This window comes from Streptomyces sp. NBC_00435, from assembly GCF_036014235.1.
Taxonomy (GTDB): domain Bacteria; phylum Actinomycetota; class Actinomycetes; order Streptomycetales; family Streptomycetaceae; genus Streptomyces.
Genome location: NZ_CP107924.1, coordinates 4,684,206 through 4,707,740, shown reverse-complemented (window position 1 = coordinate 4,707,740; position 23,535 = coordinate 4,684,206). Strand labels below are relative to the sequence as shown.

General features: G+C 72.2%; 22 protein-coding genes. 14 read left to right on the top strand and 8 right to left on the bottom strand.

Features of this window, described 5'->3' with window-relative positions; genetic code table 11:
- The first annotated feature begins 84 nt into the window (after positions 1–84).
- From OG389_RS21640 to OG389_RS21630, 3 genes are all read left to right on the top strand, one after another.
- Complete coding sequence (locus tag OG389_RS21640; RefSeq protein ID WP_328300117.1) at positions 85–1,290, top strand: threonine aldolase family protein; 1,206 nt, start codon at positions 85–87, stop codon at positions 1,288–1,290.
- 117 nt (positions 1,291–1,407) lie between these two features.
- Positions 1,408–2,532 carry a DUF5937 family protein gene (locus OG389_RS21635; RefSeq protein WP_328300116.1) on the top strand — a complete coding sequence of 375 codons (1,125 nt, stop codon included), beginning with the start codon at positions 1,408–1,410 and terminating at the stop codon, positions 2,530–2,532.
- Positions 2,533–2,709: 177 nt separating this feature from the next.
- Complete coding sequence (locus OG389_RS21630) at positions 2,710–4,263, top strand: M28 family metallopeptidase (RefSeq protein ID WP_328300115.1); 1,554 nt, start codon at positions 2,710–2,712, stop codon at positions 4,261–4,263.
- A 120-nt stretch (positions 4,264–4,383) separates the two neighbouring features.
- Here OG389_RS21630 and OG389_RS21625 read toward each other — a convergent pair whose 3' ends face one another.
- Positions 4,384–5,307 carry an SAM-dependent methyltransferase gene (locus OG389_RS21625; protein WP_328303970.1) on the bottom strand — a complete coding sequence of 308 codons (924 nt, stop codon included), beginning with the start codon at positions 5,305–5,307 and terminating at the stop codon, positions 4,384–4,386.
- Between the two features lie 163 nt (positions 5,308–5,470).
- Between OG389_RS21625 and OG389_RS21620 the strand changes: the two genes are divergently transcribed.
- The 3 genes from OG389_RS21620 to OG389_RS21610 are packed head-to-tail and all read left to right on the top strand — an operon-like array spanning position 5,471 to position 8,523.
- Positions 5,471–6,670 (top strand): sensor histidine kinase, encoded by a 1,200-nt coding sequence (locus OG389_RS21620; protein WP_328300114.1) that lies wholly within the window; start codon positions 5,471–5,473, stop codon positions 6,668–6,670.
- 2 nt (positions 6,671–6,672) lie between these two features.
- On the top strand, positions 6,673–7,365 hold the full coding sequence (locus OG389_RS21615) for a response regulator transcription factor (RefSeq protein ID WP_328300113.1): 693 nt from the start codon (positions 6,673–6,675) through the stop codon (positions 7,363–7,365).
- A 3-nt stretch (positions 7,366–7,368) separates the two neighbouring features.
- Positions 7,369–8,523, top strand: coding sequence for an endonuclease/exonuclease/phosphatase family protein (locus OG389_RS21610; protein WP_328300112.1), 1,155 nt, complete (start codon positions 7,369–7,371; stop codon positions 8,521–8,523).
- Positions 8,524–8,593: 70 nt separating this feature from the next.
- Here OG389_RS21610 and OG389_RS21605 read toward each other — a convergent pair whose 3' ends face one another.
- Positions 8,594–9,979: a PH domain-containing protein gene (locus OG389_RS21605; protein WP_443059319.1), complete on the bottom strand. Its 1,386-nt coding sequence runs from the start codon at positions 9,977–9,979 to the stop codon at positions 8,594–8,596.
- Complete coding sequence (locus OG389_RS21600; protein WP_328300111.1) at positions 9,976–10,467, bottom strand: PH domain-containing protein; 492 nt, start codon at positions 10,465–10,467, stop codon at positions 9,976–9,978. The genes OG389_RS21605 and OG389_RS21600 overlap by 4 nt, the downstream gene beginning before the upstream one ends.
- Positions 10,468–10,498: 31 nt before the next feature.
- On the opposite strand from OG389_RS21600, the gene OG389_RS21595 reads away from it, so the two are divergent.
- From OG389_RS21595 to OG389_RS21580, 4 genes are all read left to right on the top strand, one after another.
- Positions 10,499–11,641, top strand: a complete 1,143-nt coding sequence (locus OG389_RS21595) for an NADH-quinone oxidoreductase subunit D (protein WP_328300110.1) — start codon at positions 10,499–10,501, stop codon at positions 11,639–11,641.
- Between the two features lie 38 nt (positions 11,642–11,679).
- Positions 11,680–12,573 (top strand): arylamine N-acetyltransferase family protein, encoded by an 894-nt coding sequence (locus OG389_RS21590; RefSeq protein WP_328300109.1) that lies wholly within the window; start codon positions 11,680–11,682, stop codon positions 12,571–12,573.
- 50 nt (positions 12,574–12,623) lie between these two features.
- Positions 12,624–12,839, top strand: a complete 216-nt coding sequence (locus tag OG389_RS21585) for a hypothetical protein (protein WP_328300108.1) — start codon at positions 12,624–12,626, stop codon at positions 12,837–12,839.
- A gap of 108 nt (positions 12,840–12,947) precedes the next feature.
- The gene (locus OG389_RS21580; RefSeq protein WP_328300107.1) at positions 12,948–14,252 is read left to right on the top strand and encodes an alpha/beta hydrolase; all 1,305 of its coding nucleotides are present in this window, start codon (positions 12,948–12,950) and stop codon (positions 14,250–14,252) included.
- A 12-nt stretch (positions 14,253–14,264) separates the two neighbouring features.
- Here the strand turns inward: OG389_RS21580 and OG389_RS21575 are convergent, their stop codons facing one another.
- The 4 genes from OG389_RS21575 to OG389_RS21560 form a co-directional block, all read right to left on the bottom strand.
- Positions 14,265–15,383 carry a hypothetical protein gene (locus OG389_RS21575; protein ID WP_328300106.1) on the bottom strand — a complete coding sequence of 373 codons (1,119 nt, stop codon included), beginning with the start codon at positions 15,381–15,383 and terminating at the stop codon, positions 14,265–14,267.
- A gap of 97 nt (positions 15,384–15,480) precedes the next feature.
- Positions 15,481–16,467 carry an ABC transporter substrate-binding protein gene (locus tag OG389_RS21570; protein WP_328300105.1) on the bottom strand — a complete coding sequence of 329 codons (987 nt, stop codon included), beginning with the start codon at positions 16,465–16,467 and terminating at the stop codon, positions 15,481–15,483.
- A gap of 71 nt (positions 16,468–16,538) precedes the next feature.
- On the bottom strand, positions 16,539–17,204 hold the full coding sequence (locus tag OG389_RS21565) for an ABC transporter permease (protein ID WP_328300104.1): 666 nt from the start codon (positions 17,202–17,204) through the stop codon (positions 16,539–16,541).
- Positions 17,204–17,887 carry an ABC transporter permease gene (locus OG389_RS21560; protein WP_328300103.1) on the bottom strand — a complete coding sequence of 228 codons (684 nt, stop codon included), beginning with the start codon at positions 17,885–17,887 and terminating at the stop codon, positions 17,204–17,206. Before OG389_RS21560 ends, OG389_RS21565 begins: the two co-directional genes overlap by 1 nt.
- Positions 17,888–18,019: 132 nt before the next feature.
- Between OG389_RS21560 and OG389_RS21555 the strand changes: the two genes are divergently transcribed.
- Positions 18,020–18,982 (top strand): ABC transporter ATP-binding protein, encoded by a 963-nt coding sequence (locus OG389_RS21555; protein WP_328300102.1) that lies wholly within the window; start codon positions 18,020–18,022, stop codon positions 18,980–18,982.
- 8 nt (positions 18,983–18,990) lie between these two features.
- On the opposite strand, the gene OG389_RS21550 is transcribed toward OG389_RS21555, so the two are convergent.
- Positions 18,991–20,100: an alpha/beta hydrolase gene (locus OG389_RS21550; RefSeq protein WP_328300101.1), complete on the bottom strand. Its 1,110-nt coding sequence runs from the start codon at positions 20,098–20,100 to the stop codon at positions 18,991–18,993.
- A gap of 153 nt (positions 20,101–20,253) precedes the next feature.
- Between OG389_RS21550 and OG389_RS21545 the strand changes: the two genes are divergently transcribed.
- The 3 genes from OG389_RS21545 (at position 20,254) to OG389_RS21535 (ending at position 23,531) form a co-directional block, all read left to right on the top strand.
- Positions 20,254–22,104 (top strand): phosphatidylglycerol lysyltransferase domain-containing protein, encoded by a 1,851-nt coding sequence (locus tag OG389_RS21545; RefSeq protein WP_328300100.1) that lies wholly within the window; start codon positions 20,254–20,256, stop codon positions 22,102–22,104.
- An 81-nt stretch (positions 22,105–22,185) separates the two neighbouring features.
- A complete protein-coding gene (gene folP, locus OG389_RS21540) occupies positions 22,186–23,091 on the top strand; it encodes a dihydropteroate synthase (RefSeq protein ID WP_328300099.1) in 906 nt (301 codons plus the stop codon).
- 53 nt (positions 23,092–23,144) lie between these two features.
- On the top strand, positions 23,145–23,531 hold the full coding sequence (locus OG389_RS21535) for a nuclear transport factor 2 family protein (protein WP_443059444.1): 387 nt from the start codon (positions 23,145–23,147) through the stop codon (positions 23,529–23,531).
- The last annotated feature ends 4 nt before the right edge of the window (positions 23,532–23,535 follow it).

The following is a 23,535-nucleotide window of genomic DNA, read 5'->3' as shown; positions in this document are numbered from 1 at the left end:
TTCCGTTCCAGTCCGCGGGGGGTACCGGACGATACGTCGCCATGCTAGCTCCTGGCGTACGGGCCGGTCGGCGATGATCGGGGCATGAACGAGGACACGGAGCGGAGCACGGGCGCGCAGCCGAGCACGGGCGGGGAGCCGGAACGGGTCACGGACGCGGAGCGGGTCACGGACGCGGAGCGGGTCGCCGAGCGGTTGGTCGCGGCGGGGCGGGTCGCGGAGCGGAAGCTGTCGCACAGCCTGCGGGAGGCGACGGTCGGAGAGCTGCTGGCGGACCTGGGCGGTCTGGCCGCGGACCCCGACGAGCCGGCCGACGTGTACGGCACCGGTGTCGTGGAGCGGCTGGAACGCCGGGTCGCGGAGCTGCTCGGGACCGAGGACGCGGCGTTCTTCCCGACCGGGACCATGGCCCAGCAGATCGCGCTGCGCTGCTGGGCCGGACGGACCGGGAACCCCGTGGTCGCCCTGCATCCGATGAGCCATCCGGAGCGGTGGGAGGGCGGTGCGCTGTCCGTGGTCTCGGGCCTGCGGACCGTCCACCCGACGGGCGAACCGCGCCAGCCGGCCGCCTCGGAGGTCGCCGGGCTGCCGGAGCCGTTCGGGACGCTGATGCTGGAGCTCCCGCTGCGCGACGCGGGCTTCCTGCTGCCCACGTGGGGGGAGCTGTCGGCGCTGGTGGACACCGCCCGGGAACGGGACGCGGTGGTCCACTTCGACGGCGCCCGGCTGTGGGAGTCCACGGTGCACTTCGGCCGGACGCTCCCGGAGATCGCGGCGCTGGCGGACTCGGTGTACGTCTCCTTCTACAAGTCGCTGGGCGGCCTGAGCGGGGCGGCGCTCGCCGGATCCGCCTCGCTGGTGGAGGAGGCCAGGGTCTGGCGCCACCGCTACGGGGGCCAGATCTTCCGCCAGTTCCCGGCCGCGCTCTCCGCCCTGGCCGGGCTGGAACGGGAGCTGCCGAGGCTTCCGTCCTACGTGGCCAAGGCGCGGACGGTGGCGTCCGCGCTGTCCTCGGCCCTCGCCGCCGCCCCGGCGGTCCCCTGGTTCCGGGTCACCCCGGAGGTCCCGCACACCCACCAGTTCCAGGTGTGGCTCCCCTACGACGCGGACCGCCTCACCGAGGCGGGCGTCCGCCTCGCGGAGGAGACGGGCACGATGCTCTTCCGCCGCTGGTCCCCCGACGGCCCGCCCGGCCTGTCCATGACGGAGGTCGAGGTCACCGCGCCGGGCCTGTCCTGGACGGAGGCGGACGTGGCCGAGGCGGTCGCAGGCTTCGCGGCCCGCCTCTAGCCTCCGGCGGGCGCCGGAGGCCGGGGCGCCGCTGCGCGGCCACCCCGCACGGCCGGACGGGGGAAAGTCCGACGCGCCCCGTCAACCGCGCGGCCGGCGCACCGGCAGAATGATCCGATGAGCGTCACCATCGGCATCACCGGGCTCCCCGCGGAGGGGATCGGCTTCGCGCCGTCCCCCCTCGCGGAGCTCTGCATGGCGTTGCACGCGCTCTCCCAGCCCGGCCACCATCCCGGGCTCGCCTCCTGGACCTCCACCACCACCGCCGCGCTCGAACCCGAGCTCGCGGACCGGCTGCTGGAGGGCGATTTCATGTGGCGCAGCTCCTTCGCCGACATCTTCATGGCCTGGGCCGGGATCCCCGGCGGCTCCGGCCGGCCCGCCGCGACGCTGGCCGCCGAGCTCGACGTACTGGACCGGCTGGACGACGAGCGGTTCGTGACGGCCGCCCTGGAGCACTGCCGGCTGGCGCTGTACAACGACGGCGGCGGGCCCTCGCCGCTCTCGGATCCGCTCGCCCGCGCCAAGGCCCTGGAGACGGCCTCCGCGCGCGGACCCGCCCAGCTGGCGTTCGCCGTGCGGGTGCTGGACGACACCGCGGGGGTACGGGTCTGGCTGCGCCGGCTGCTGGAGGACTGCGACGAGGCCTTCTTCGCGGAGACCTGGCGCCGGATCGAACCCCGCCAGAGCGCGGACGTCCGCCACAAGACGGAGCTGCTGCGGCGCAAGGGGCTGGCGGCCGCCCTCAAGGAGGTCTCCCCGGCGCTGAGCGTCGACGAGGGGCTGACCACGGTCACGGTGGACAAGATGGTCCACGGTTCCACGACCGCCACCGATCCCCGAATAGGCGACGGGCTGCTGTTCGTGCCCACGAACTTCGGCTGGCCCCACCTGCTGGTGCTGCACGCACCGGGCTGGCGTCCGGTCATCCACTATCCGCTCGGCTCTCCCGAACTGGCCGCGTCCCCCGGGTCGGTGGAACTGCTGCAGCGGCGCATGGAGGCCTTGGCCCACCCGATGCGGATGCTGCTGTGCCGCAATCTGGCGCGTGCCCCTTACACGACCGGCGAATTGGCGGCCGCGCACGGGATCAGCGCCCCGGAGGTCTCCCGCCACCTGGCGGTGCTGAAGAAGGCCGGGCTTCTCCAAACCCGCCGTCAAGGGCGTTATGTCCAGCATCAGTTGGACCTCGCGGCCGTCTCCCGTATCGGATCCGACTTCATCGAGGGCATTCTCCGCTAGCTCGAAGAGTGGCCTTTGGCCGGTTCTCGACGGCGCGGAATCACCGATATACGGATTTCATAAACCGAAATCAGCGAAAACTCTGGCCATGGCCGCCACTTGGTGTTTAACGTGCGTCCACCGATCCCCCCACGCAACGCACCGCACCTGACCCGCACCTGCCGTGGAAGGACTTTCATGCCCTCACGCCGTATAGCCGCAGCCACCGCCGCCCTGGCGGCCGCGGCCCTTGTCTCCCCGCTGCTGCTCGCCGGACCGGCCGGAGCCACCGGCAGCCCGCAGAGCGACGCCGCCCGGGGTGACGCGCTGGCCAGGAAACTGGTCAAGGAAGCCACCGGCAAGGGTGCCAACAACCACCTGAAGGTCTTCCAGGCCCTCGCCGACTACAACGACGGCACCCGCGTGGCGGGTTCCAAGGGCCACGTCCAGTCGGCCAAGTACGTCGAAGCCGTCATGCGTGCGGCCGGGTACAAGGTCACCAGGAACGAGTTCGACTTCGTGTACGTCGAGACGATCGCCGAGACCCTGAAGGTCAACGGTGCCGCGGGCCGCGACGTCCCGGTCAAACTGATGACGTACACCGCCAGCGGCCCGGCGAACGGCGTGACGGCCCAGCTCGCCGTCGCCCCGGTCGACGCGGACGGTACGAACGGCTGCGAGCCCGGCGACTTCGCCGCGGGCGCCTTCACCGGGAAGATCGCCCTGGTCAAGCGCGGCGGCTGCACCTTCGCGATCAAGCAGGCGAACGCGGCGGCGGCCGGAGCGGTCGGCGCGGTCATCTACAACAACACGGCGGGCGCCCTGAACGGCACCCTCGGTGCCGCGGACGCGGGCAAGGTCCCGACCGGTGGCGTCTCCCAGGAGGAGGGCGAGAAGCTCGCCGCCGAGGCCGCGGCCGGGCCGGTCTCGGTCACCCTCGACATCCGCGAGTTCCGGGAGAGCCGCAAGACGTACAACGTCGTCGCGGAGACCCGCGGCGGCGACGAGAACAACACCGTGTTCCTCGGAGCCCACCTGGACTCCGTCAAGGCGGGCCCGGGCATCAACGACAACGGCTCGGGCTCGGCCGGCATCCTCCAGGTCGCACAGCGGCTCGCGAGCAGCCAGTCGAAGATCAAGAACAAGGTCAAGTTCGCCTGGTGGTCGGCGGAGGAGTTCGGCCTGCTCGGCTCCGAGGCGTACGTCGACGGACTGACGGACGCGCAGAGGAAGCAGATCAAGCTGTACTTGAACTTCGACATGATCGCCTCGCCGAACTCCGCCTACTTCGTCTACGACGGCGACGACTCCGACAAGGTCGGCTCGGGCCCCGGCCCGGAGGGCTCGGCGCAGCTGGAGAAGGGCATCACCGACTTCCTCGACGGCCGCGGCATCCCGCACGAGGGCTCGGACTTCACCGGGCGCTCCGACTACGGCCCGTTCATCGCGGCCGGGATCCCGTCGGGCGGTACGGACACGGGCGCCGAGGGCATCAAGACGGCGGCGCAGGCGGCGAAGTTCGGTGGCCAGGCCGGGGTCGCGTACGACGTGAACTACCACGGCAAGGGCGACACCATCGCGAACATCGACCAGAAGGCGCTCGACATCAACGTCGACGTCATCGCGAACGCGGTGGGGCACTACGCGTACGACCTGGCTCCGCTGAGCCGGCCCGTCGTCTCTGCGCCGAGCACCGGCGGTGCCGGCGGTGGCGGCCTGCGCGAGGGTCACGACCACGACGTGACGCAGTAGTCCGGACCCGGACCTCGAACGGCGGCGGGGCTGGATGAATCCAGCCCCGCCGCCGTTCGAGGCGATCTCTTCAGCCCCTCCGGCGTTCGAGGAGCGGGGTCCTGGGCGGAGCCCCGGCCGCTACCCGGGCCACCGGCGGACGCCGACCGGCTCCACCAGCCAGCCGAAGTCTCCGAGGCCACCGCGCGCGGTGAGTTCCGCCGCCTCCCCGGCCAGGGACAGGGCCCGGACGTACGCCGCCGGGTCGGCGGAGGCCAGCGCGAGCGGGGGCCGGGCCCCGGAGACTCCGAGTGCCGCCAGCGCCGACCGCTGGGTCAGCAGCACCGCCCCGGGCCCCGCGCACGCGTCGAGCGCCACGTGGGCCGTGACGTCGCAGCCGCCGTCCGGCACGGGCGCGACCTCCCGACCGGCCCGGAATCCGGTCAGCGTCCCGAAGGGCGGGCGGGCGTCCCGGGTGTGGGCGTAGTCCACCGCGACCGCGAGGCCCCGCTCGACGGCCGCGACGGCCGCCGACCAGGCCTCGTCACGCGCCCGCCCGATCTCCGCACGGCCCGGGCCCGGCCACCACCGCTCCAGCCAGGCCCGGTCCCGCCCCTCCACAGGGCCGCCCTCGCTCTCCGTACCGTCCCGCGCGACCTCCACGTAACGTCCGTCCTCGGCGAGGTCCAGCGGTACGTTGTCGAGCCACTCGTTCGCGAAGAGCAGCCCCCTGGCGCCCCCGGGCGGCTCGCTCACCCACCGGATCCGCTCGTCCAGCCCGCCGGGGCGCCCCGCGCGCTCCACCGCGTACGGCCGCACGCGCGCGGCCGTCTCCGCGGGCAGCGCCCCCAGTACCCCGGCCAGCAGCTCCCCCCGCCCGGCCCCTACGTCGACCAGGTCCAGCTCCTCCGGACGGCCGAGCTCCTCGTCCACCCACAGGAGCAGCTGGGCCACGGCTCCCGCGTAGAGCGGCGAGGCATGCACGGACGTGCGGAAATGCCCTGCGGGGCCCGGACCGCCGGGCCGTAGGTAGAAGCCGTCGGGCCCGTACAGCGCCCGCTCCATCGCCGTCCGCCAGCGGACCGGCCCCCTCTGCGCCGTGCCTTCACCCTGAGTGCTCACTGGAGAAAGGTTATGGTCGCCTCCACCTCCGGTAGTACTCCCTCGCCATGTGGATCGCCCCTCTGGTTGACTCCAGCACCTATCCGGCTTCCCTACTCTGGGTTACGTGCAGCGCCTCTACGACTTCCTCCGCAGACACCCGACCGGCGTCGACAGCTTCTGGGCCGTCCTCCTCTTCGGGTTCTCGATGGCATCCGTGGCCTCGACGCACCAGACCACCGGCGAGGCGCTGCTCGCCACGCCCGCTGTGGTGGCCCTGAGCAGCGCGGTCGCGCTGCGCCGCAAGTGGACCGTGCCGGTGTTCTGGCTGACCGTAGTCACCGGCCTCTACCAGCTGGCCATCGGCGGCATCGCGGACGTCCACGACTTCGCCATGCTCGTCGTGCTCTTCACGATCGCCGCCGCCGACGTGCCGCGCTGGCTCTCGCGCACCGCCCTCGGCTGGGGTCTGCTCGCTTCCCCGCTGTACTTCGTGCGCGTCGGCGTGGACAAGGGGGCGTCCGGCCCCGAGAGCATCATGTTCGTCCTGTTCATGATGGTCCCCTTCGCCCTCGCCTGGGTGACGGGCGATTCCCTGCGCACCCGCCGCGCCTACTACGCCCAGCTCGTCGAGCGCAACCAGCGCCTGGAGCAGGAGCGCGCGGCCCAGGCCAAGGTCGCCGTGGCCGCCGAGCGCGCCCGGATCGCCCGCGAGCTGCACGACGTCGTCGCGCACAACGTCTCGGTGATGGTGGTCCAGGCCGACGGCGCCGCCTATGTGATGGACGTGGCCCCCGAGCAGGCCAAGGAGGCCTTGCAGACCATCTCCGGCACCGGGCGCCTGGCGCTCGCGGAGATGCGCCGGCTGCTGGGCGTCCTGCGCACGGGCGAACCGCAGGAGTCCGAGGACTACGTGCCGCAGCCCGACGTGGAACAGATCGAGGTCCTGGTCGAGCAGGTCCGCGCGGCCGGGCTCGCGGTGGACTTCGAGGTCGAGGGCGCCCCGCGCAAACTGCCCAGCGGCGTGGAGCTGACGGCGTACCGGATCGTGCAGGAGGCGCTGACGAACACGCGCAAGCACGGCGGCCCGGACGCCAGCGCCAGCGTGCGACTCGTGTACTTCGACGACGGGCTCGGCCTGCTGGTCGAGGACGACGGCCGGGGCGCGGCCCACGAACTGTACGAGGACGGCGGCGCGGACGGCGCCGGCCACGGCCTGATCGGCATGCGCGAACGCATCGGTATGGTCGGGGGGACCCTGGACGCGGGTCCCCGGCCCGGAGGCGGCTTCCGGATCAGTGCCCTGCTTCCCCTCAAGAAAAGGTGACCATGTCCTTCCCCACCAGCCCCTCCATCCGCGTGATGCTGGTCGACGACCAGGTGCTGCTGCGCACCGGCTTCCGCATGGTCCTCGCCGCCCAGCCCGACATGGAGGTCGTCGCCGAGGCCGGCGACGGCCTGGAGGCGCTGGAGGTGCTGCGGGCCACGAAGGTGGACGTGGTGCTGATGGACGTCCGCATGCCCCGGCTCGACGGGGTGGAGGCGACGCGCCGCATCTGCGAGCCGGACGAACACCCCAAGGTCATCATCCTGACCACCTTCGACCTGGACGAGTACGCCTTCTCGGGCCTGAAGGCGGGCGCCAGCGGGTTCATGCTCAAGGACGTCCCCCCGGGCGAACTCCTCGCCGCGATCCGCTCGGTGCACAGCGGCGACGCGGTCGTCGCCCCGTCCACCACGCGCCGGCTGCTGGACCGCTTCGCGCCGATGCTCCCGTCCACCTCCGCGGAGCCGCGCAACAAGGACGTCGAGCGGCTGACGGAGCGCGAGCGCGAGGTCATGATGCTCGTCGCCCAGGGCCTGTCGAACGGCGAGATCGCCGCCCGCCTGGTCCTGTCGGAGGCCACGGTCAAGACCCACGTCGGCCGCATCCTGACCAAGCTGAACCTGCGCGACCGGGTGCAGGTCGTGGTCCTGGCGTACGAGACCGGGCTGGTCCGCGCGGGCGGCGGGGCCCTGTAGACCGTGCGCACCGCAGAACTGCCCTCCACCGCCGAGGGCTCCATACCCCGGGCCGCCCGGGCCCGCCGCGGGCGCTCGCCGCTCACCGCGGTGCTGGGGGCGGCCGCACTGGCCCTGGCGATCCTGTTCACGGCGGGCTGCCAGTCCGCCTCCCCGGACGCGGACTCGGACTCGGACTCGTACGTGGATCCGGGCCCGGACCCGGACCCGGGGATCACCGAGGCGCGCACCTATTCGGTGTTCCACTGGAACGTGGCGGGCAGCGCCCTCCACCGCGGGCGGACCGACACCGGCCTCGTCCAGGACGCCATCACGTCGATCACGGCGGCGCAGCCCGACTTCATCTCCTTCAACGAGATCTGCCAGGACCAGTACGAGGCCATCCGCGACGGGCTCGCCGAGGTCTCGGGGTGGACGGTGCCCGAGGCCCATGCCCGGTTCGCCGTGACCCGGGACGCCGGTACCGGTATCTGCCGGGGCGGCGGATTCGGTAACGCGCTGCTCAGCAGCCATGAGCTCGGTACGTCCGAGGAGTACCTGCTACCCAAGGACTACACCAAGGGCGAGAAGACCAGGCTGACGGCCGTGGGCCGGGGCGTCGAGGACCGCAAGATGCTGTGCGCCCCGCTGACGGATCAGCCCCGGATGAAGTTCTGCACGGTCCACATCACCGGCTCGAACCGCTCCCTGCCCACTCCCCGCAGCAGCTCCCAGCGGAAGGTGAACTCCCAGCAGCTGGCCGAGGTCGCCCGGGTCCTGGACTCGTTCGCCAAGGCGAAGCAGGCCTATCTGGTGGCGGGCGACTTCAACGCCCAGCCCGACCTCAAGCAGTACGTGCGGCTGAAGCCCCTGATGAAGAGGCACACCGAGCTCGACGACAACAACGCCGCCCACTGCCCGGGCTACGGCACGTGGACGGCGCTGCCCCCGCGCGAGGCCGCCGGGCAGCCGGCCTGCGGACCGCACCCCAAGATCGACCTGATCATCGCCCGCGGCAAACTCCCCGAGGGCACCTACTCGGCGCAGGCGCAGAACATCCCGGGCGACTGCAAGGCCGTCGGCCCGGACAACCAGATCGTCCTGCCGGTGACCCGGGTGTACTGCTCCGACCACCGCGCCCTGACGGGCCGCGCCACCCTCCAGGTCCCGACGGGCTGAGCCCGCCGGGGCCGTCAGGCCGCTCGGGCCGCCCGGGGGCGGTCGGGCCACTCAGGCCCGCTCGGGTCGCTCAGGTCATCCAGCGGTCCGGGCGGGCGGTGGCCCGGGAGGTGCGGGAGCGGGCCGCCTGGGCGTGGAGCAGCGCGTCGGCCTCGGCCGAGCCGCGCAGGCGGGCCGTGACCGTCGCGTTCGCGCCGGTGTCCACGTGGACGTCGGCCACGCCGCGGGCCCGTTCCCACGGGCCCTGGGAGCGGCGCACGCTCTGCACCTTGGCGTGCGGGACGATCTCCGTACGCCGGCACAGGCGGCCGTGGCGCGCCGCGAACACGTCCTCGGAGACGGCCAGTCCGTACCCCTTCCACCACACCGGCACCACCCAGCGGGATCCGGTCCGGGGCGACGGCGCGAAGACGAGGCCCGCGAGGTCGACGCCGGGCAGCACCCGGGCGACGACGGCATGGGCGGCGGACCGGGTGGCCACCGGGACCAGCACATCGTTCTTCGAGCCGGCCACCGCGAGCTCCACCCGGACCCAGCCGCGCCGCCGCCACAGCAGCGGCTCGACGATCCGTACGGTCTGCACGCGGCCCGGCGGCACCGTCTCGTGGGCCCGGTCGAGCAGTCCGTGGTCGAGGCGCAGCCCGTCCGGGGATTCGGCGACCGTCCAGTCGTACTCGGTGAGGTAGCGGCCGGCGGTGCCCTTCCAGACCGCGCCCAGGACCGGCAGCAGGGCGACGGCGGCCGCCCACGGACTGGAGCTGAGCCACCACACGGCCACCGGGGCGGCGAGCCCGCCGACCACGGCCGCCGGGGTGGAAAGGGTGAGCAGCATCGACACCGCCAGGTCGCGCGGGGTCACACGCAGCAGCTCCCGCTCGGGGGCCTCGCCCAGGACGAGGGCCTCGGCGGGGTCGAAGCCGGCCGCGCGGGCCAGCAGCTCGGCGCGGAGCGCGACGGCGTCCTTCTCACTGAGGAAGGCCAGCTCGTCCTTCTCCTCGGTGCCGATGACGTCCAGGCGGAGCTTGGCGACTCCGGCGAAGCGGGCCAGCAGGGGGCGGGTGACGTCGACCGCCTGGATGCGGTCCAAGCGGATGTGGGCGGTGCGGCGGAAGAGGAGGCCGCTGCGGATGCGCAGCTCGGTGTCCGTGACGGCGTAGTGCGTGAACCACCAGCTGAGGAAGCCGTACACACCGAAGACGAGGACCAGCGCGGCCAGCGCCAGGACCCGCAGGGCGATGGAGACCGCCGTGACCCACTCCGAGACGTTCTCGCCCTGCTGGGCGACGATGCCGATGGTCGCGGCGATCGGCACCCAGGCGCGGCGCAGCGGCGTCAGGAAGTGCAGCCGCCGCTCGGAGACGGGCGCGGCACCGGCACCGGACTCCCGTGCGGGACCGGGATCCGGTGCGGGGCCGGGCAGCGGTGATGCGGGCCCGGCGGGACCGGCGGCGCTCACAGGCCCGCCGACCTTGCCTCGCCGAGCTCGGTCAGCCGGTCGCGCAACCGCTCCGCCTCCTCGGGCGCCAGCCCGGGGATCTTGGCGTCCGTCGCCGCCGCGGCCGTGTGCAGCTGTACGGAGGCCAGCCCGAAGCGGCGCTCCAGCGGACCCGAGGTCACCTCCACCAGCTGCATCCGGCCGTACGGGACCACGGTCTGCTCCCGCCACATCACGCCCCGGCTGATCAGCAAGTCGTCGGCGCGCTCGGCGTAGCGCCAGGAGCGCCAGTTCCGCCCGAGCAGCACCCAGCCCCAGGCCAGTACCGCGAGCCAGAACGCCCCCACGGCCGCCCACGCCGGCCCGACCGCCAGCCCCAGTACGACGGCGGTCACCGCCGCGAGCACGGTCATCCACAGCACCAGCAGCAGTCTGCGAAGAGTCAGCAACCCGCCCGGCAGCCCCACCCACTCGGGTGGACCCGTCTCACCCTCTGTCCCCGTTTCCATTGCCCCAGCCTAGGGCTGCGAGAATGCGCGCATGACGGAGACCACGGTCGGCATCGGCGGCGCGGCGGAGAGCACCGACATGGTGCTCAACATCGGCCCCCAGCACCCTTCCACGCACGGCGTGCTGCGCCTGCGGCTCGTCCTGGACGGCGAGCGGATCGTCAGTGCCGAGCCGGTGGTCGGCTACATGCACCGCGGCGCCGAGAAGCTCTTCGAGGCCCGCGACTACCGCCAGATCGTGATGCTCGCGAACCGCCACGACTGGCTGTCCGCGTTCTCCAACGAGCTGGGCGTCGTCATGGCCGTCGAGCGGATGCTCGGCATGGAGGTCCCCGAGCGGGCCGTGTGGATGCGCACGCTGCTCGCCGAGCTGAACCGGGTCCTGAACCACCTGATGTTCCTCGGCTCGTACCCCCTCGAACTGGGCGGCATCACCCCGATCTTCCACGCGTTCCGCGAGCGCGAGGAGCTCCAGGCCGTCATGGAGGAGATCTCCGGCGGCCGCATGCACTACATGTTCAACCGGGTCGGCGGCCTCAAGGAGGACCTCCCGGCCGGCTGGCTCGGCCGGGCCCGCGAGGCCATCGCCGACGTCCGCACCCGCATGCACGTCTACGACGACCTGGTCCGCGGCAACGAGATCTTCCGGGGCCGCACGCGCGGCGTCGGCGTCCTGTCCGCCGAGGCCGTCCACGCGTACGGGGTCTCCGGCCCGATCGCCCGCGCCTCCGGCGTCGACTTCGACCTGCGCCGCGACGAGCCGTACCTGGCCTACGGCGAGCTCCAGGACGTCCTGAAGGTGGTCACCCGCACCGAGGGGGACTGCCTGGCCCGCTTCGAGGTCCTGCTGGAGCAGACCCACAACGCGCTGGACCTGGCGGTGGCCTGCCTGGACCGGATGGCGGAGCTGGCGCCGGGCCCGATCAACCAGCGCCTGCCGAAGGTACTGAAGGCGCCCGAGGGCGAGACGTACGCGTGGACCGAGAACCCGCTGGGGATCAACGGCTACTACCTGGTCTCGAAGGGCGAGAAGACCCCCTACCGGCTCAAGCTGCGCTCGGCCTCGTACAACAACATCCAGGCCCTGGCGGTACTGCTGCCCGGCCAGCTGGTCGCGGACATGGTCTCGATCCTCGGCTCGCTGTTCTTCGTGGTGGGCGACATCGACAAGTGACGGTGCCGAAGGAGGGGGCCGCGATCTAGGCTGCCCGCATGACCTCTGCCACCTCCGGCACCTCTGGCACCTCCGGCATATACGCGGACTATCTGCGTCGCCTCGGCATCGGCGACCACGGTGTCCCGTCCGCCGAGGGACTGTTCGCCCTCCAGCGGGCCCATCTGGAGCGAGTTCCGTACGAGAACCTCGACATCCAGCTCGGCCGCGCGCCGGGCATCGACCCGGAGCTGTCGGCGCGCCGCTTCGCCGCCGGGCGCGGCGGGTACTGCTTCCACCTCAACGGGGCCTTCGCCGCGCTCCTGGACCACCTCGGCTACGAGGTCACCCGCCATGTCGGCGGTGTGTACAAGGAGTCCGAGGCCGAGTCCGCCGCGCAGGGCCCGAGCGGCAACCACCTCGCGCTCACGGTCCGGGTCGGGGCCGCGGAGTACTTCGTGGACGCCGGGCTGGGCGACGGCCCGTACGAGCCGCTGCCGCTGCGCGAGGGCTCGTACCAGCAGGGCTCCTTCACCTACTCCCTGGAACGGCTGGACCGGGCGGACGGGGCGGACGGGGCGGACTGGATCTACCGCCACCCGGGCAGCTCCGCCCCGATCGTGAGCTTCCGCTCGAATCCCGCCTCGACGGCCGACTTCGAGGCGGAGCACGTCCGGCTGTCGACCGCCGAGGACTCCGGTTTCGTACGGGCCTTCGCGGCCCTGCGGCGCGACGCGGACGGCATCGACGTGCTGCGGGGGCGGGTGCTGAGCCGGATCGACCCGGCGAAGGGGGACACGGAGCGGGTACTGGAGAGCCCGGAGGAGTTCTACTCCACCCTGGCGTCCCTCTTCGGCCGCGACCTGGACGACCTGACCCCGGCAGACCGCGCGACCCTGTGGACCCGGATCACCCAAGCGCACGAAACCTGGCTGACGACCCGCGAACCCTGAGGGGCCGGCGCAGGAGTGCCGGTGTCCTCGGGGCAGGGCAGACTTGGGGCATGTCCCACTCACCCCGCCGGGCCTGCCCTTCCTGTGGCCGCGACTGCGCCGTCACCGCCGGGCGGATCGCCCGCCACGACCCGCCCTCGGGGCGGGGGCGCGGTGACCTCGTCTCCTGCCCCGGCTCCCGTGCCCGCGTGATGCTCGGTGCCTCCGCGCCGACCCTGGACGGCTTCGCCCCGGCCCCCCACCCGGGCCAGCTCCCGCTGTTCTAGCCCCACGGCGGGCCGGGCACAGCCTCGGAGCCCTGGGGGGGTAGCACCCCTAACGGGGTTGGGGCGGCCGGATGTTGGGGGTGCGGGGGGCGCCGTAGCTTCGGAGGCATGACGACCCAGCAGAAGCACAGCGGCCGCCAGTGGCTCCGGCGCGGCGCCGCTGCCACCGCCCTCGCAGCCGTCCTCGGCGGCCTCGCCGCACCCGCGGCGCTCGCGACACCGGCTCCGGCTCCGGCTCCGGAGCAAGGGCCGGCGCAAGAGGCAGCGGCCTCCAGCGCCACCGCCACGGCCACCGCCGCCTCGCAGAGCCACCGCGGCCGGCTGATCTCCGTCACTCCCCTGGAAAGCGTCGGCCGCGCCGAAGTCGCCTCCCGGCTCTCCTCCTTCGGCTTCGACGCCTCGACCGTCCGGTACGGCACGGCCGCCTACCGCCTCACCTACGCCACCGTCGACCCCCAGGGCCGCCCTACCACGGCCACCGGGCTCCTGGTCCTCCCCCGCGGGGGCCCGCACCGGCTCGACCTGGTCTCCGACACCCACGGGACGGTCGCCACCCGCGACGACGCCCCGTCCGGGGGCGCGGGCTACAACCGGCTCACCCCCTACCTGCACGCTTCCGCCGGCCGCGCCGTCGCCGCCCCGGACTACCTCGGCCTGGGCGCCGGGCCCGGCGCCCACCCGTACATGGACACCCGGTCCTCGGTCACCGCCTCGGTCGACATGCTGACGGCGGCCCGTACCGCGGGCGACCGGCTGGGCCGCACCGTCACCCGGGACGTGTACGCCACCGGCTTCTCCCAGGGCGGCCAGGTGGCGATGGCGCTCGGACGGCAGCTCGCGACGGGCCGTGACGGCTTCCGGCTGCGCGCGCTGGCCCCGATCGCCGGGCCCTACGACCTGAGCGGCTCGGAGTTGCCCGGCATCGCCGACGGCAGCGTCGCCCCGGCCTCCGCCGTCTTCTACCTCTCCTACTTCCTCACCGCGCAGAACAGGCTGCACCCGCTCTACAAGGACCCCTCCGAGGTGTTCCGGGCGCCTTATGCACAGGCTGTGGAAGGACTGTTCGACGGGAGCCACCCCTTCGAGGAGATCGTCGCCGGACTCCCCGCGGGCCCCGACCAGCTGCTCACCCCGGAGTGGGCCGCGAACGTACGCCGGCCGAGGGGCGCGCTGCAGGAGGTCCTGACGGCCAACGACGGGGCTTGCGACTGGAAGCCCGCCGTCCCGGTGCGCCTCTACGCGGGCGCGGGCGACACCGACGTGCCGATCGCCAATGCCCGTGCCTGCGCGACCGATCTGGCCCGCCACGGGGTCCGGGCGGACGTCGTCGACCAGGGTCCGGACGCGGACCACTTCACCTCGGCGGTCCGCTCGGCGCCGCAGGCCGTGCGCTGGTTCGACTCGCTGCGCTAGCGGGTCACAGCGCTAGGAGATCGCGCTGCGCAGCCGGACCACGTCGATCGGCTCGGTCTCGTCATGGGCCGTCAGGTCGATGACCTGGCCCACGGCACGCTGTTCGGCGGTGGGCGCCTTGAACTCCGGCTCCACGCCCTGGGCGGCCTCCGCCTTGTGGACCGCGAGGACCTCCGCGCCGACCACGTCGGCCAGGTCCTCGTTCTGGACGGCCTCGATGACCGCGCGGGCCTGCGCCGCGGTCTTCGTGCCGAAGAAGTCGAAGCCGCCCTCGACGCGCGAGGCGGGCCGCCGCTGGGCGGCGTACGGGGCCACCGTGGCCGCGAGCCGGCGCGCGGGGACGGCGGCCGCGGGGCCGGCGGGTGCCGGGCCGGCGAGCGCGGGCCGGGAGTGCGCCTCCAGCGCTGCGGGCGCCGCCGGAGCCGCCCCGGCGACCGGGGCAGCCTCAGTGGTCCCGGCGGTCCTGGGGGGCTCGGGGGTCCTGGGGGCCGGAGTCGCGGGGGCCTCCAGTGCCGCCGGCTTCGCCGTCCGGGGGCCGTCCGCCTTGCCGGCGAGGGCCGCCAGCGCGGCGTTGGCCCGGGCGAAGCCGACCGAGGTGGCCGCTCCGGCCGAGGTCCGCTCCTCGGAGACGGCGGGAAGCTCCTTCGCCCCCGAGGCGCCCGCGGCCAGGGGCCCGGCGGCCTCGATGGCCAGCAGCCGGCGCCGCTCCAGGGCGCTCGCCCGCTCGGTCTCGGCAGTCGCGTACCGGCGCAGCAGCGAGGCGTGTTCGCCGCGCAGCCCCGCGAGCTCCACCCGCTTCGCCCGCAGCTTGGCATCGAGCTTGCCGCGCAGCACTCGGGCCTCTTCGAGGTCGGATTCGAGCTCGGCTATCCGCTCGTCCGTACGCCATTCGTCCTTGACCCGCTCGCGCCCGAGCTCGGTGACCCGGCGGCCTGCCGCCCGGTCCCAGGAGCGCATGACGACGGCGCCGACGACCCCGGCGGCCGCCGTGGCGGCCACGAGCAGGCGCAGCGCCATCGGTTCCGCGAGCAGCCAGGCGGCGCCGGCACCGGCGACGGACACACCGGCGACGGTCGTCGGCGTGAGCAGCCGGTGAAGAGGTTCGGGATTGCGGTGGCGTCCACGGGGCATGGCCTGAAATTTACAGGGCGTTGACAGGGTGTGGGGTAGCCGCTCGGGAATCTGTTTCCGAGCAGTTACCCCACCTGCCGTACGAAAGGCACAACTCCTACTTCTTCAGCAGCCCCTTGGACTCCAGATAGGCCTTCGCGACATCCGCCGGCTTGGCGCGCTCGGCGTCGACCTTGCGGTTCAGCTCGACCAGGTCGGCCGTGGTGAGCGCCTTGGTGATCTTGTCCAGGGCCGCCGCGATCTCGGGGGCGCCGGCGTCGTTGGCGTTGACCACGGGGAGGACGTTGTCGGCGTTCTGGAGCTTCTTGTCGTCCTCCAGCAGGACCAGGCCGTAGCTGTCGAGGGTGGCGTCCGTGGTGGTGGTCAGCACCAGCTGGTCGGCGCCGTCCTTCACCGCCTGCTTGGCCTGCGGGGTTCCGACACCCTTCGGGTCAATACCGGAAACATCGATTCCGTATGTCTTCTGCAATCCGGGGGCGCAGAAGGGCCGCACCGAGCATTCGTCACCCGCCGCGATCTTCACCTTCAGACCCGACTTGCCCAGATCGGAAAGGGTCTTGAGATTGTTCTTCGTGGCGAATTCCTTGCTCACCGCGAAGGCGTTCTGGTCGACCGCCGAGCCCGCCGCGAGCGCCTTGATCCCCAGCGGGACCGCCAGCTTCTCCAGGGCCGCCACGGTCGCCGCCACGTCGCTGGACGCGACCGCCTTCTCCGCCGGTGCCTTCGAACCGTTCACCTTGGCGTTGAGGAACTCCGCGAGGGTCGCCGCGTACTCCGGGACGACGTCGATCTCGCCCTTCTCCAGCGAGGGCTCGTACAGCTCGCGGTTGCTGACCGTGGTGATGGAGGTGGAGTACCCGGCGTCCTTGAGGACCTGCGCGTACAGCTCGGCCAGCACGTTGGACTCGGTGAAGCCGGCGGCGCCGATGACCAGCTTGCCGCCCTTCGCGCCCTCGGCCGACGCGGAGGCCGACGAACCGCCGTCCTTGGTCTTCTCCAGGCTGTCGCCGCCGCACGCGGCGAGCGATGCGGTCAGGGCGACGGCCCCCAGGGCCGCGCCGAGGACGCGCGTGGACTTGCTCATCTCAATCTCCTTCAGGGGGGCGGGGTACAGGGTGGAGGGGATGCGGCGCGGGCGGTGCGGCCGGGCCCCGCTCAGCGGGACGCCGCACCCGGCAGCAGCCGGTCGGCCGCCACCAGCGCGCCCTCCACCAGCAGGGCCAGCGCGGCGACCAGCAGGGCGCCCGCGACGACCTGCGGGGTGTTGTACGTGTTGAAGCCGGCGGTGATGATCCGGCCGAGGCCGCCCTGGCCGACCATGGCCGCGATGGTGGCCGTGGCGATGACCTGGACCGCGCCCGAGCGCAGGCCCGTCATCACCAGACCCCGCGCGAGCGGCAGCTCCACCCGCCAGAAGAGCTGGCCGCCGGACATGCCCATGCCCCGCGCGGCCTCGACCACCGACCGGTCGACCTCTCGCATGCCGACATAGGCGTTGGTCAGGAGCGGCGGTACGGCGAAGAGCACGAGCGCGGCGATGGTGGGCAGGTACCCGGCGTTGCGCAGCGGGGAGACCATGAACAGCGCCAGCACCGCGAAGACCGGCACGGCCCGCCCGATGTTGGAGACGTTGACGGCGAGGCCGCCGCCCTTGCCGAGGTGACCGAGCCACAGTCCGACCGGGAGGGCCACCGCGCAGGCCAGCGCCAGGGCGATCCCGCTGACGTACACGTGCTCGCCGAGCCGGTGCCAGACCCCGCTCTCCCCGGACCAGTTGGCGCCGTCCGCCAGCCAGTCCCACGCCTGTCCCAGAACTCCCATCAGGCCCCTCCGGCGGCGGCCGCGCGCGTCCAGGGCGTCAGCAGTCGCTGCAGGCCGAGCAGGGCCAGGTCGGCGACCAGCGCGAGCAGCACGCACAGCACCGAGGCGGTGAGCACCTGGGCCTTGAAGGAACTGTTCACGGCCGGTGCGATGAGATTGCCGAGGCCGCCCTTGCCGACGATGGAGCCCACCGTCGTCAGCGCGACCGTCGAGACGGTGGCGATCCGTACGCCGGCCAGCAGCGCGGGCAGCGCCAGCGGCAGCTCGACCTGCCACAGCAGCCGGCCCGGACCGTACCCCATCCCGCGTGCGGCTTCCCGTACCTCCTCGGGAACGCCTTCGAGGCCGGCCAGGAGGTTGCGGACGAGGATGGTCAGCGAGTACAGCACCAGCCCGGTCACCACCAGCGCCGCCGAGAGCCCGAAGACCGGCAGCAGCAGCGAGAACATCGCGAGCGAGGGGACCGTGTAGAGCAGCGTGGTGACGCCGAGGACGGGGGCCGCCCAGCGGCGCCCGCGGCGGGCCAGCAACGCGAGCGGGACGGACACGGCGACGCCGATCAGCACCGACACCACCGTGATCCAGACGTGCTCGAGGGTGGCATCGGTGAGCTCCTGGGAGCGGGACGTGACGTAGTCCCAGCAGATCCAGTCGTTCGCCACCAGGCAGCTCTGCCCGGCCATCCGTCCTCACCCCCGTCCCCACACGTACGTAGGAGCGACCATAACCCCCACCGCCGACAATGGCCGGAATCCTTCGCACTGGGGCAACACGCCCTTCACAAACCCGCGGCGCGGGTAGGGAAGGATGGCGTTGTGATCCGATTCGAGCAAGTGACCAAGCGCTACCCCGACGGGACCACGGCCGTCGCGGACCTGTCCTTCGAGGTCGCGGAGGGCGAACTGGTCACCTTGGTGGGCCCGTCCGGCTGCGGCAAGACGACCACCATGAAGATGGTCAACCGCCTCATCGAGCCGACATCCGGCCGGATCCTGCTGAACGGCGAGGACATCGCGGCCGCCGACCCGGTCGAACTGCGCCGCCGCATCGGCTACGTGATCCAGCAGGTCGGGCTGTTCCCGCACAAGACGGTGCTGGAGAACACGGCCACCGTGCCGCAGCTCATCGGCACCCCGAAGGCCAGGGCCCGCGCGCGGGCCGCGGAACTCCTCGAACTGGTCGGGCTGGACCCGGCCGTCTACGGGGGGCGCTACCCCGAGCAGCTGTCCGGCGGGCAGCGCCAGCGCGTGGGCGTGGCCCGCGCGCTCGCGGCGGATCCGCCGGTCCTCCTGATGGACGAGCCGTTCGGCGCGGTGGACCCGGTGGTGCGCGAGCGGCTGCAGAACGAGTTCCTGGCCCTGCAGAAGACAGTGCGCAAGACGATCCTGCTGGTCACCCACGACCTGGAGGAGGCGATCCGGCTCGGGGACCGCATCGCGGTGTACGGAGCGGGCACCATCGAGCAGTTCGCCCGCCCGGCGGAGGTGCTGGGCGCCCCCGCGACCGATTACGTGGCCGGCTTCGTCGGCGCCGACCGGGGGCTGAAGCGGCTCGCGGTCACCCCGGTGGCGCAGGCCGACCTGTCGGCCGCGGACGGAAAGGCCCCCACCGCCGAAGTGGCGCTGGGGGCGAGTCTGCGCGAGGCGCTCGCGCTGCTGCTGCAGGAGGACTCGGGCCGGATCGGGGTCACGGATCCGGACTCCGGCGCGCTGATCGGCGTACTCACCCCGGAGGGGGTGCACCGGGCGCTGCGCCGGGCCGAACTGCAGGAGGCCTGAGCCTCGCGCTACGCCTGGATCCGGCCGCTCAGCCACACCAGCATCGGCGGGATCTCGCGGCGCCAGGTGTTGAAGTTGTGGCCGCCGCTGTCGAGGATGATCGAGGAGACCCGGTCCGGGCTCTTGACCAGCTTGATGAACCTCTTGGTCCCGCCGAGGTTCGGCTCGCCCTTCTCGCTGCTGGTGACGAGGAAGGACGTACCGGCCGGCTTCTTCGCCCTGATGGACTCCAGCACGTTCGCGCGCGCCTTCAGCTTCTCGTCCCCGTGGAAGAGGTCACCGGTCGTCGGGTCGTCCGCGGCCTCGTAGTACGCGGACAGGCCGGCGGCGGCGCCGAAGGTCTGCGGGTAGTGAGCGGCGATCTTCAGGGCGCAGTAGCCGCCCGTGGAGTTGCCGATGAAGCCCATGTTCTCGGGCTTCTTGCCGACCCGGAAGGTGTTCTGGATGGCCTGCGGGAGGTCCTGGGCGAAGAAGGTCTCGGTCTGCGGGCCATCGGGTATGTCCACGCACTCGGTGTCGCGGTTGCCGGAGACCGTGGGGCGGAGCATGACCAGGATCATCGGCTTCATCTTGCCCGCCTTGGCCTGCTTGAAGGCCGTCATCGGGTAGTTCAGCCCTTTGATCAGGTTCTCGGCGGTGCCCGGGTAGCCCGTGAGGACGATGGAGGCCGGGAAGTTCTGGTCCTTGTGCTGCGGCTGGAAGTACTCCGGCGGCAGCCACACGTAGCCGGGGCTGGTTATCTTCGACTTCTGCCCGGTTATGGCCACTTTCAGGATCTGCCCGCCGACCTGCGGCTTGGCGCCGCCGGGCACGTCCAGCCGCTGCTTGTCGACGATCTTGATCTCGTCGCTGCTCATCCCGTGGTCGACGACCTTGCCGATCGCGGTCTCCTGGCCGAAGAGGTCGCCCCAGGACCCGTAGAAGCTGAACGATTTGTTCGCCGCGAGACCCACCGCCGAGAACAGCGCCAGCTGCGTCGCCAGGAGGAGGCCGATCCGGCCGAGGACCGAGCGCCAGGAGCGGCCCGAAAGCTTCGGCCAGAACCACACCGTGGCCGCGAAGAGCAGCACACCGGCGATGATGGCCAGCGCCAGAACCGTATTACTGGTGAGACCCATGAGCAGTCAGTCGACTTTCTATGGCAGGACTAGTTTTTTTCTCGGCGGATGAGTGAACCCGCTCCCCCTCGATGTCGTCCTAGTGGACGCACCACACTCCGGAGGCTGTCGCGGCCTTCGGCCACATGATCTCTCGCGGAGCAACGGGAAGCGATGTCTAGCAGGATAGATGGCGATAAGTCGGGACAGGTTCCGAAGCGGGCCAGCCGAATCCTCCGAGGCCCACGACCGGAGTCGGTGCCCGGTCTGGTGGGCACGGCCGTCATGGTCGTCGGTCTGCTGGACATCGCGGCGGGGGTCTTCCCGCGCTTCAGGCACAGCCGCATCCACGCGTTCACCGAGGTGCTCCCCGGCTCCTTCGGCCCCTTCGCCGCAGCTCTGGCCCTCAGCGCGGGCGTTCTGCTCCTGCTGCTCGCCCACGGGCTCAAGCGCCGCAAGCGCCGCGCCTGGCGGGCCGCGGTGGTGCTGCTGCCGGCCGGCGCGGTCGCGCAGTTCTCGTACCGCCACTCCGTCATCGGCGTGGTCATCGCGGCGGTGCTCCTGGGGCTCCTGGTACGCCACCAGAGTGAATTCAAGGCCCTCCCGGACCCGCGCAGCCGCTGGAAGGCGCTCGCCAACTTCGTGCTGATGAGCGCGGGCTCCATCGGGCTCGGACTGGTCATCGTCAACTCGCACCCCGGCCGCGTTGTCGGCAATCCGGGTGTTTACGAGCAGATCAGCCACGTCGTCTACGGGCTCTTCGGCTTCGAGGGTCCCGTCGACTACGCCGGCCGGGTGTCCTGGACCGTCGGATACTCCCTCGGCGCCCTCGGCATGCTGACCGCCGTCACCACCATCTACCTGGCGTTCCGACCCGAGCACCCGGCCGCCCGGCTCACCGCCGACGACGAGGTCAAGCTGCGCGAGCTGCTCGCCAAGCACGGCGGCCGCGACTCGCTCGGCCACTTCGCGCTCCGCCGCGACAAGGCCGTCGTCTTCTCCCCCAGCGGCAAGGCCGCCGTCACCTACCGCGTCGTCTCCGGCGTGATGCTCGCCTCCGGCGACCCGGTCGGCGACGTGGAGGCCTGGCCCGGCGCCATCGAGCGGTTCATGGAGGAGGCCAAGGCCCACTCCTGGACCCCCGCCGTCATGGGCTGCAGCGAGACCGGCGGCGAGGTCTGGACCCGCGAGACCGGCCTGGACGCCCTGGAGCTCGGCGACGAGGCGATCGTCGACGTCAAAGACTTCTCGCTGGCCGGGCGGGCGATGCGCAATGTCCGCCAGATGGTGAAGCGCATCGAGCGCAACGGCTACACCACCAAGGTCCGCCGGGTCAGCGAGCTGACCGCGACCGAGCTGGAGCAGGTACGGGGCGCCGCCGAGGCCTGGCGCGGCACCGACACCGAGCGCGGCTTCTCCATGGCGCTGGGCCGGGTCGGCGACCCGGGCGACGGCGACTGCTACATCGCCACCGCGCACCGCGTCGAGGAGGGCGACACCTCTCCCTTCGGCGACCTGAAGGCCGTCCTGCACTTCGTCCCGTGGGGCAAGGACGGCATGTCGCTGGAGCTGATGCGCCGCGACCGCGCCGCCGACCCCGGCATGAACGAGCTCCTGATCGTCGCCTCCCTGGAGGCCTCCCCGGGGCTCGGCATCGAGAAGGTCTCGCTGAACTTCGCGATGTTCCGTTCGGCCCTGGCCCGCGGCGAGAAGATCGGCGCCGGACCGGTGCTGCGGATGTGGCGCAGCCTGCTGGTGTTCCTGTCGCGCTGGTTCCAGATCGAGTCGCTGTACAAGTTCAACGCGAAGTTCAAGCCCCGCTGGGAGCCCCGCTTCGTGGTCTTCCGCACCACCCGCGACCTGCCCCGCATCGGATTCGCCGCGATGCAGGCCGAGGGCTTCGTGACGCTGGCCCTGCCCCGCCTGTTCGCCAGCCGCCGCCGTCCCAAGCCCGTCCGTACCTGCGCCCACAACCACGTGCGCACGGTTCCCGCGCAGGCGGAGCACAAGGTCCGGGCCGCGTAAGCGGATGTACGCATTCCAGGTCCCCCGCAGCTCAGAGTTGCGGGGACCTGCCATGTGCGGGGCAGCTCTACCCTTGGATCCATGAACACGAAGCGCGGGGCCGCCGACAGGGGCCGGGTCACAGGTCTGCCGGAGTGGGACCGCTGCGGGGTCATGGGCGTCGTCAACGTCACCCCCGACTCCTTCTCCGACGGCGGCCGCTGGTTCGACACCACCGCGGCCGTCAAGCGCGGCCTCGACCTCGTCGCCCAGGGCGCCGACCTCGTGGACGTCGGCGGCGAGTCCACCCGTCCGGGCGCCTCCCGCGTCGACGAGGAGGAGGAGCTGCGCCGGGTCGTCCCCGTCGTGCGCGGCCTCGCCTCCGAGGGCGTCGTCGTCTCCGTGGACACCATGCGCGCCTCCGTCGCCGCGCGGGCCGTCGCCGCCGGAGCCACGCTGGTCAACGACGTCAGCGGCGGCCTCGCCGACCCCGGCATGATCCCGGCCGTCGCCGCCGCCGAAGTGCCGTTCGTCGTGATGCACTGGCGCGGCTTCAGCGACGGCATGAACAGCCTCGCCGTCTACCAGGACGTCCTCGCCGAGGTCACCTCCGAGCTGCTGACCCGCATCGACGCGGTCGTGACCGGCGGAATCACCCCCGAGCGGATCCTCGTCGACCCCGGTCTCGGCTTCGCCAAGAACGCCGAGCACGACCTGGCCCTGGTCGCCCGCCTCCCGGAGCTGCGTGCCCTGGGCTTCCCGCTGCTGGTCGCCGCATCGAGGAAGCGTTTCCTCGGCCGGGTACTGGCCGGCGCCGACCACGCCGCCCCGCCGCCCGCCCGCGAACGCGACGCCGCCACCGCGGCCGTCTCCGCGATCGCCGCCCACCAGGGCGCCTGGGCCGTACGCGTCCACGAGGTACGGGCGAGCGCCGACGCGGTTCGGGTGGCCCGCGCCGTGGAAGGGGCACTCCGTACCAGCCGTAGCAGCGAGGAAGGGGAACGGTGAGCCGTACCGACATCGAATCCGTCGAAGAGGTCAACACGGCCTTCTACGAGGCCATGGAGCGGGGTGACTTCGACGCCCTGTCGGCGCTCTGGCTCGAGGACGAGATCACCTGCGTGCACCCGGGCTGGCCGGTCCTGTCGGGGCGCGGAGAAGTGCTGCGCTCCTACGCGCTGATCATGTCCCACACCGAGTACATCCAGTTCTTCCTCACCGACACCAAGGTCACCGTCATCGGCGACACCGCCCTGGTGACCTGCACGGAGAACATCCTCAGCGGCGGACCCGCCGAGGACGGCGGGGAACTGGGTCCGCTCGTAGGCCAGCTCGTCGTCGCCACGAATGTGTTCCGACGCACATCGGAGGGCTGGCGGCTCTGGTCGCACCACGGTTCTCCCGTCCTCACGGACTCCGACGAGGACGAGGAGGAGGAGCCCTCCTGACCCC

What these genes read in the sequence shown, in the direction of transcription:
- OG389_RS21640 (WP_328300117.1), top strand. Translation starts at nt 85, where the DNA reads ATGAACGAGGACACGGAGCGGAGCACGGGCGCGCAGCCGAGCACGGGC.
- OG389_RS21635 (WP_328300116.1), top strand. Translation starts at nt 1,408, where the DNA reads ATGAGCGTCACCATCGGCATCACCGGGCTCCCCGCGGAGGGGATCGGC.
- OG389_RS21630 (WP_328300115.1), top strand. Translation starts at nt 2,710, where the DNA reads ATGCCCTCACGCCGTATAGCCGCAGCCACCGCCGCCCTGGCGGCCGCG.
- OG389_RS21625 (WP_328303970.1), bottom strand. Translation starts at nt 5,307, where the DNA reads ATGGAGCGGGCGCTGTACGGGCCCGACGGCTTCTACCTACGGCCCGGC.
- OG389_RS21615 (WP_328300113.1), top strand. Translation starts at nt 6,673, where the DNA reads ATGTCCTTCCCCACCAGCCCCTCCATCCGCGTGATGCTGGTCGACGAC.
- OG389_RS21600 (WP_328300111.1), bottom strand. Translation starts at nt 10,467, where the DNA reads ATGGAAACGGGGACAGAGGGTGAGACGGGTCCACCCGAGTGGGTGGGG.
- OG389_RS21595 (WP_328300110.1), top strand. Translation starts at nt 10,499, where the DNA reads ATGACGGAGACCACGGTCGGCATCGGCGGCGCGGCGGAGAGCACCGAC.
- OG389_RS21590 (WP_328300109.1), top strand. Translation starts at nt 11,680, where the DNA reads ATGACCTCTGCCACCTCCGGCACCTCTGGCACCTCCGGCATATACGCG.
- OG389_RS21585 (WP_328300108.1), top strand. Translation starts at nt 12,624, where the DNA reads ATGTCCCACTCACCCCGCCGGGCCTGCCCTTCCTGTGGCCGCGACTGC.
- OG389_RS21580 (WP_328300107.1), top strand. Translation starts at nt 12,948, where the DNA reads ATGACGACCCAGCAGAAGCACAGCGGCCGCCAGTGGCTCCGGCGCGGC.
- OG389_RS21575 (WP_328300106.1), bottom strand. Translation starts at nt 15,383, where the DNA reads ATGCCCCGTGGACGCCACCGCAATCCCGAACCTCTTCACCGGCTGCTC.
- OG389_RS21570 (WP_328300105.1), bottom strand. Translation starts at nt 16,467, where the DNA reads ATGAGCAAGTCCACGCGCGTCCTCGGCGCGGCCCTGGGGGCCGTCGCC.
- OG389_RS21565 (WP_328300104.1), bottom strand. Translation starts at nt 17,204, where the DNA reads ATGGGAGTTCTGGGACAGGCGTGGGACTGGCTGGCGGACGGCGCCAAC.
- OG389_RS21560 (WP_328300103.1), bottom strand. Translation starts at nt 17,887, where the DNA reads ATGGCCGGGCAGAGCTGCCTGGTGGCGAACGACTGGATCTGCTGGGAC.
- OG389_RS21550 (WP_328300101.1), bottom strand. Translation starts at nt 20,100, where the DNA reads ATGGGTCTCACCAGTAATACGGTTCTGGCGCTGGCCATCATCGCCGGT.
- OG389_RS21545 (WP_328300100.1), top strand. Translation starts at nt 20,254, where the DNA reads ATGTCTAGCAGGATAGATGGCGATAAGTCGGGACAGGTTCCGAAGCGG.
- folP (WP_328300099.1), top strand. Translation starts at nt 22,186, where the DNA reads ATGAACACGAAGCGCGGGGCCGCCGACAGGGGCCGGGTCACAGGTCTG.
- OG389_RS21535 (WP_443059444.1), top strand. Translation starts at nt 23,145, where the DNA reads ATGGAGCGGGGTGACTTCGACGCCCTGTCGGCGCTCTGGCTCGAGGAC.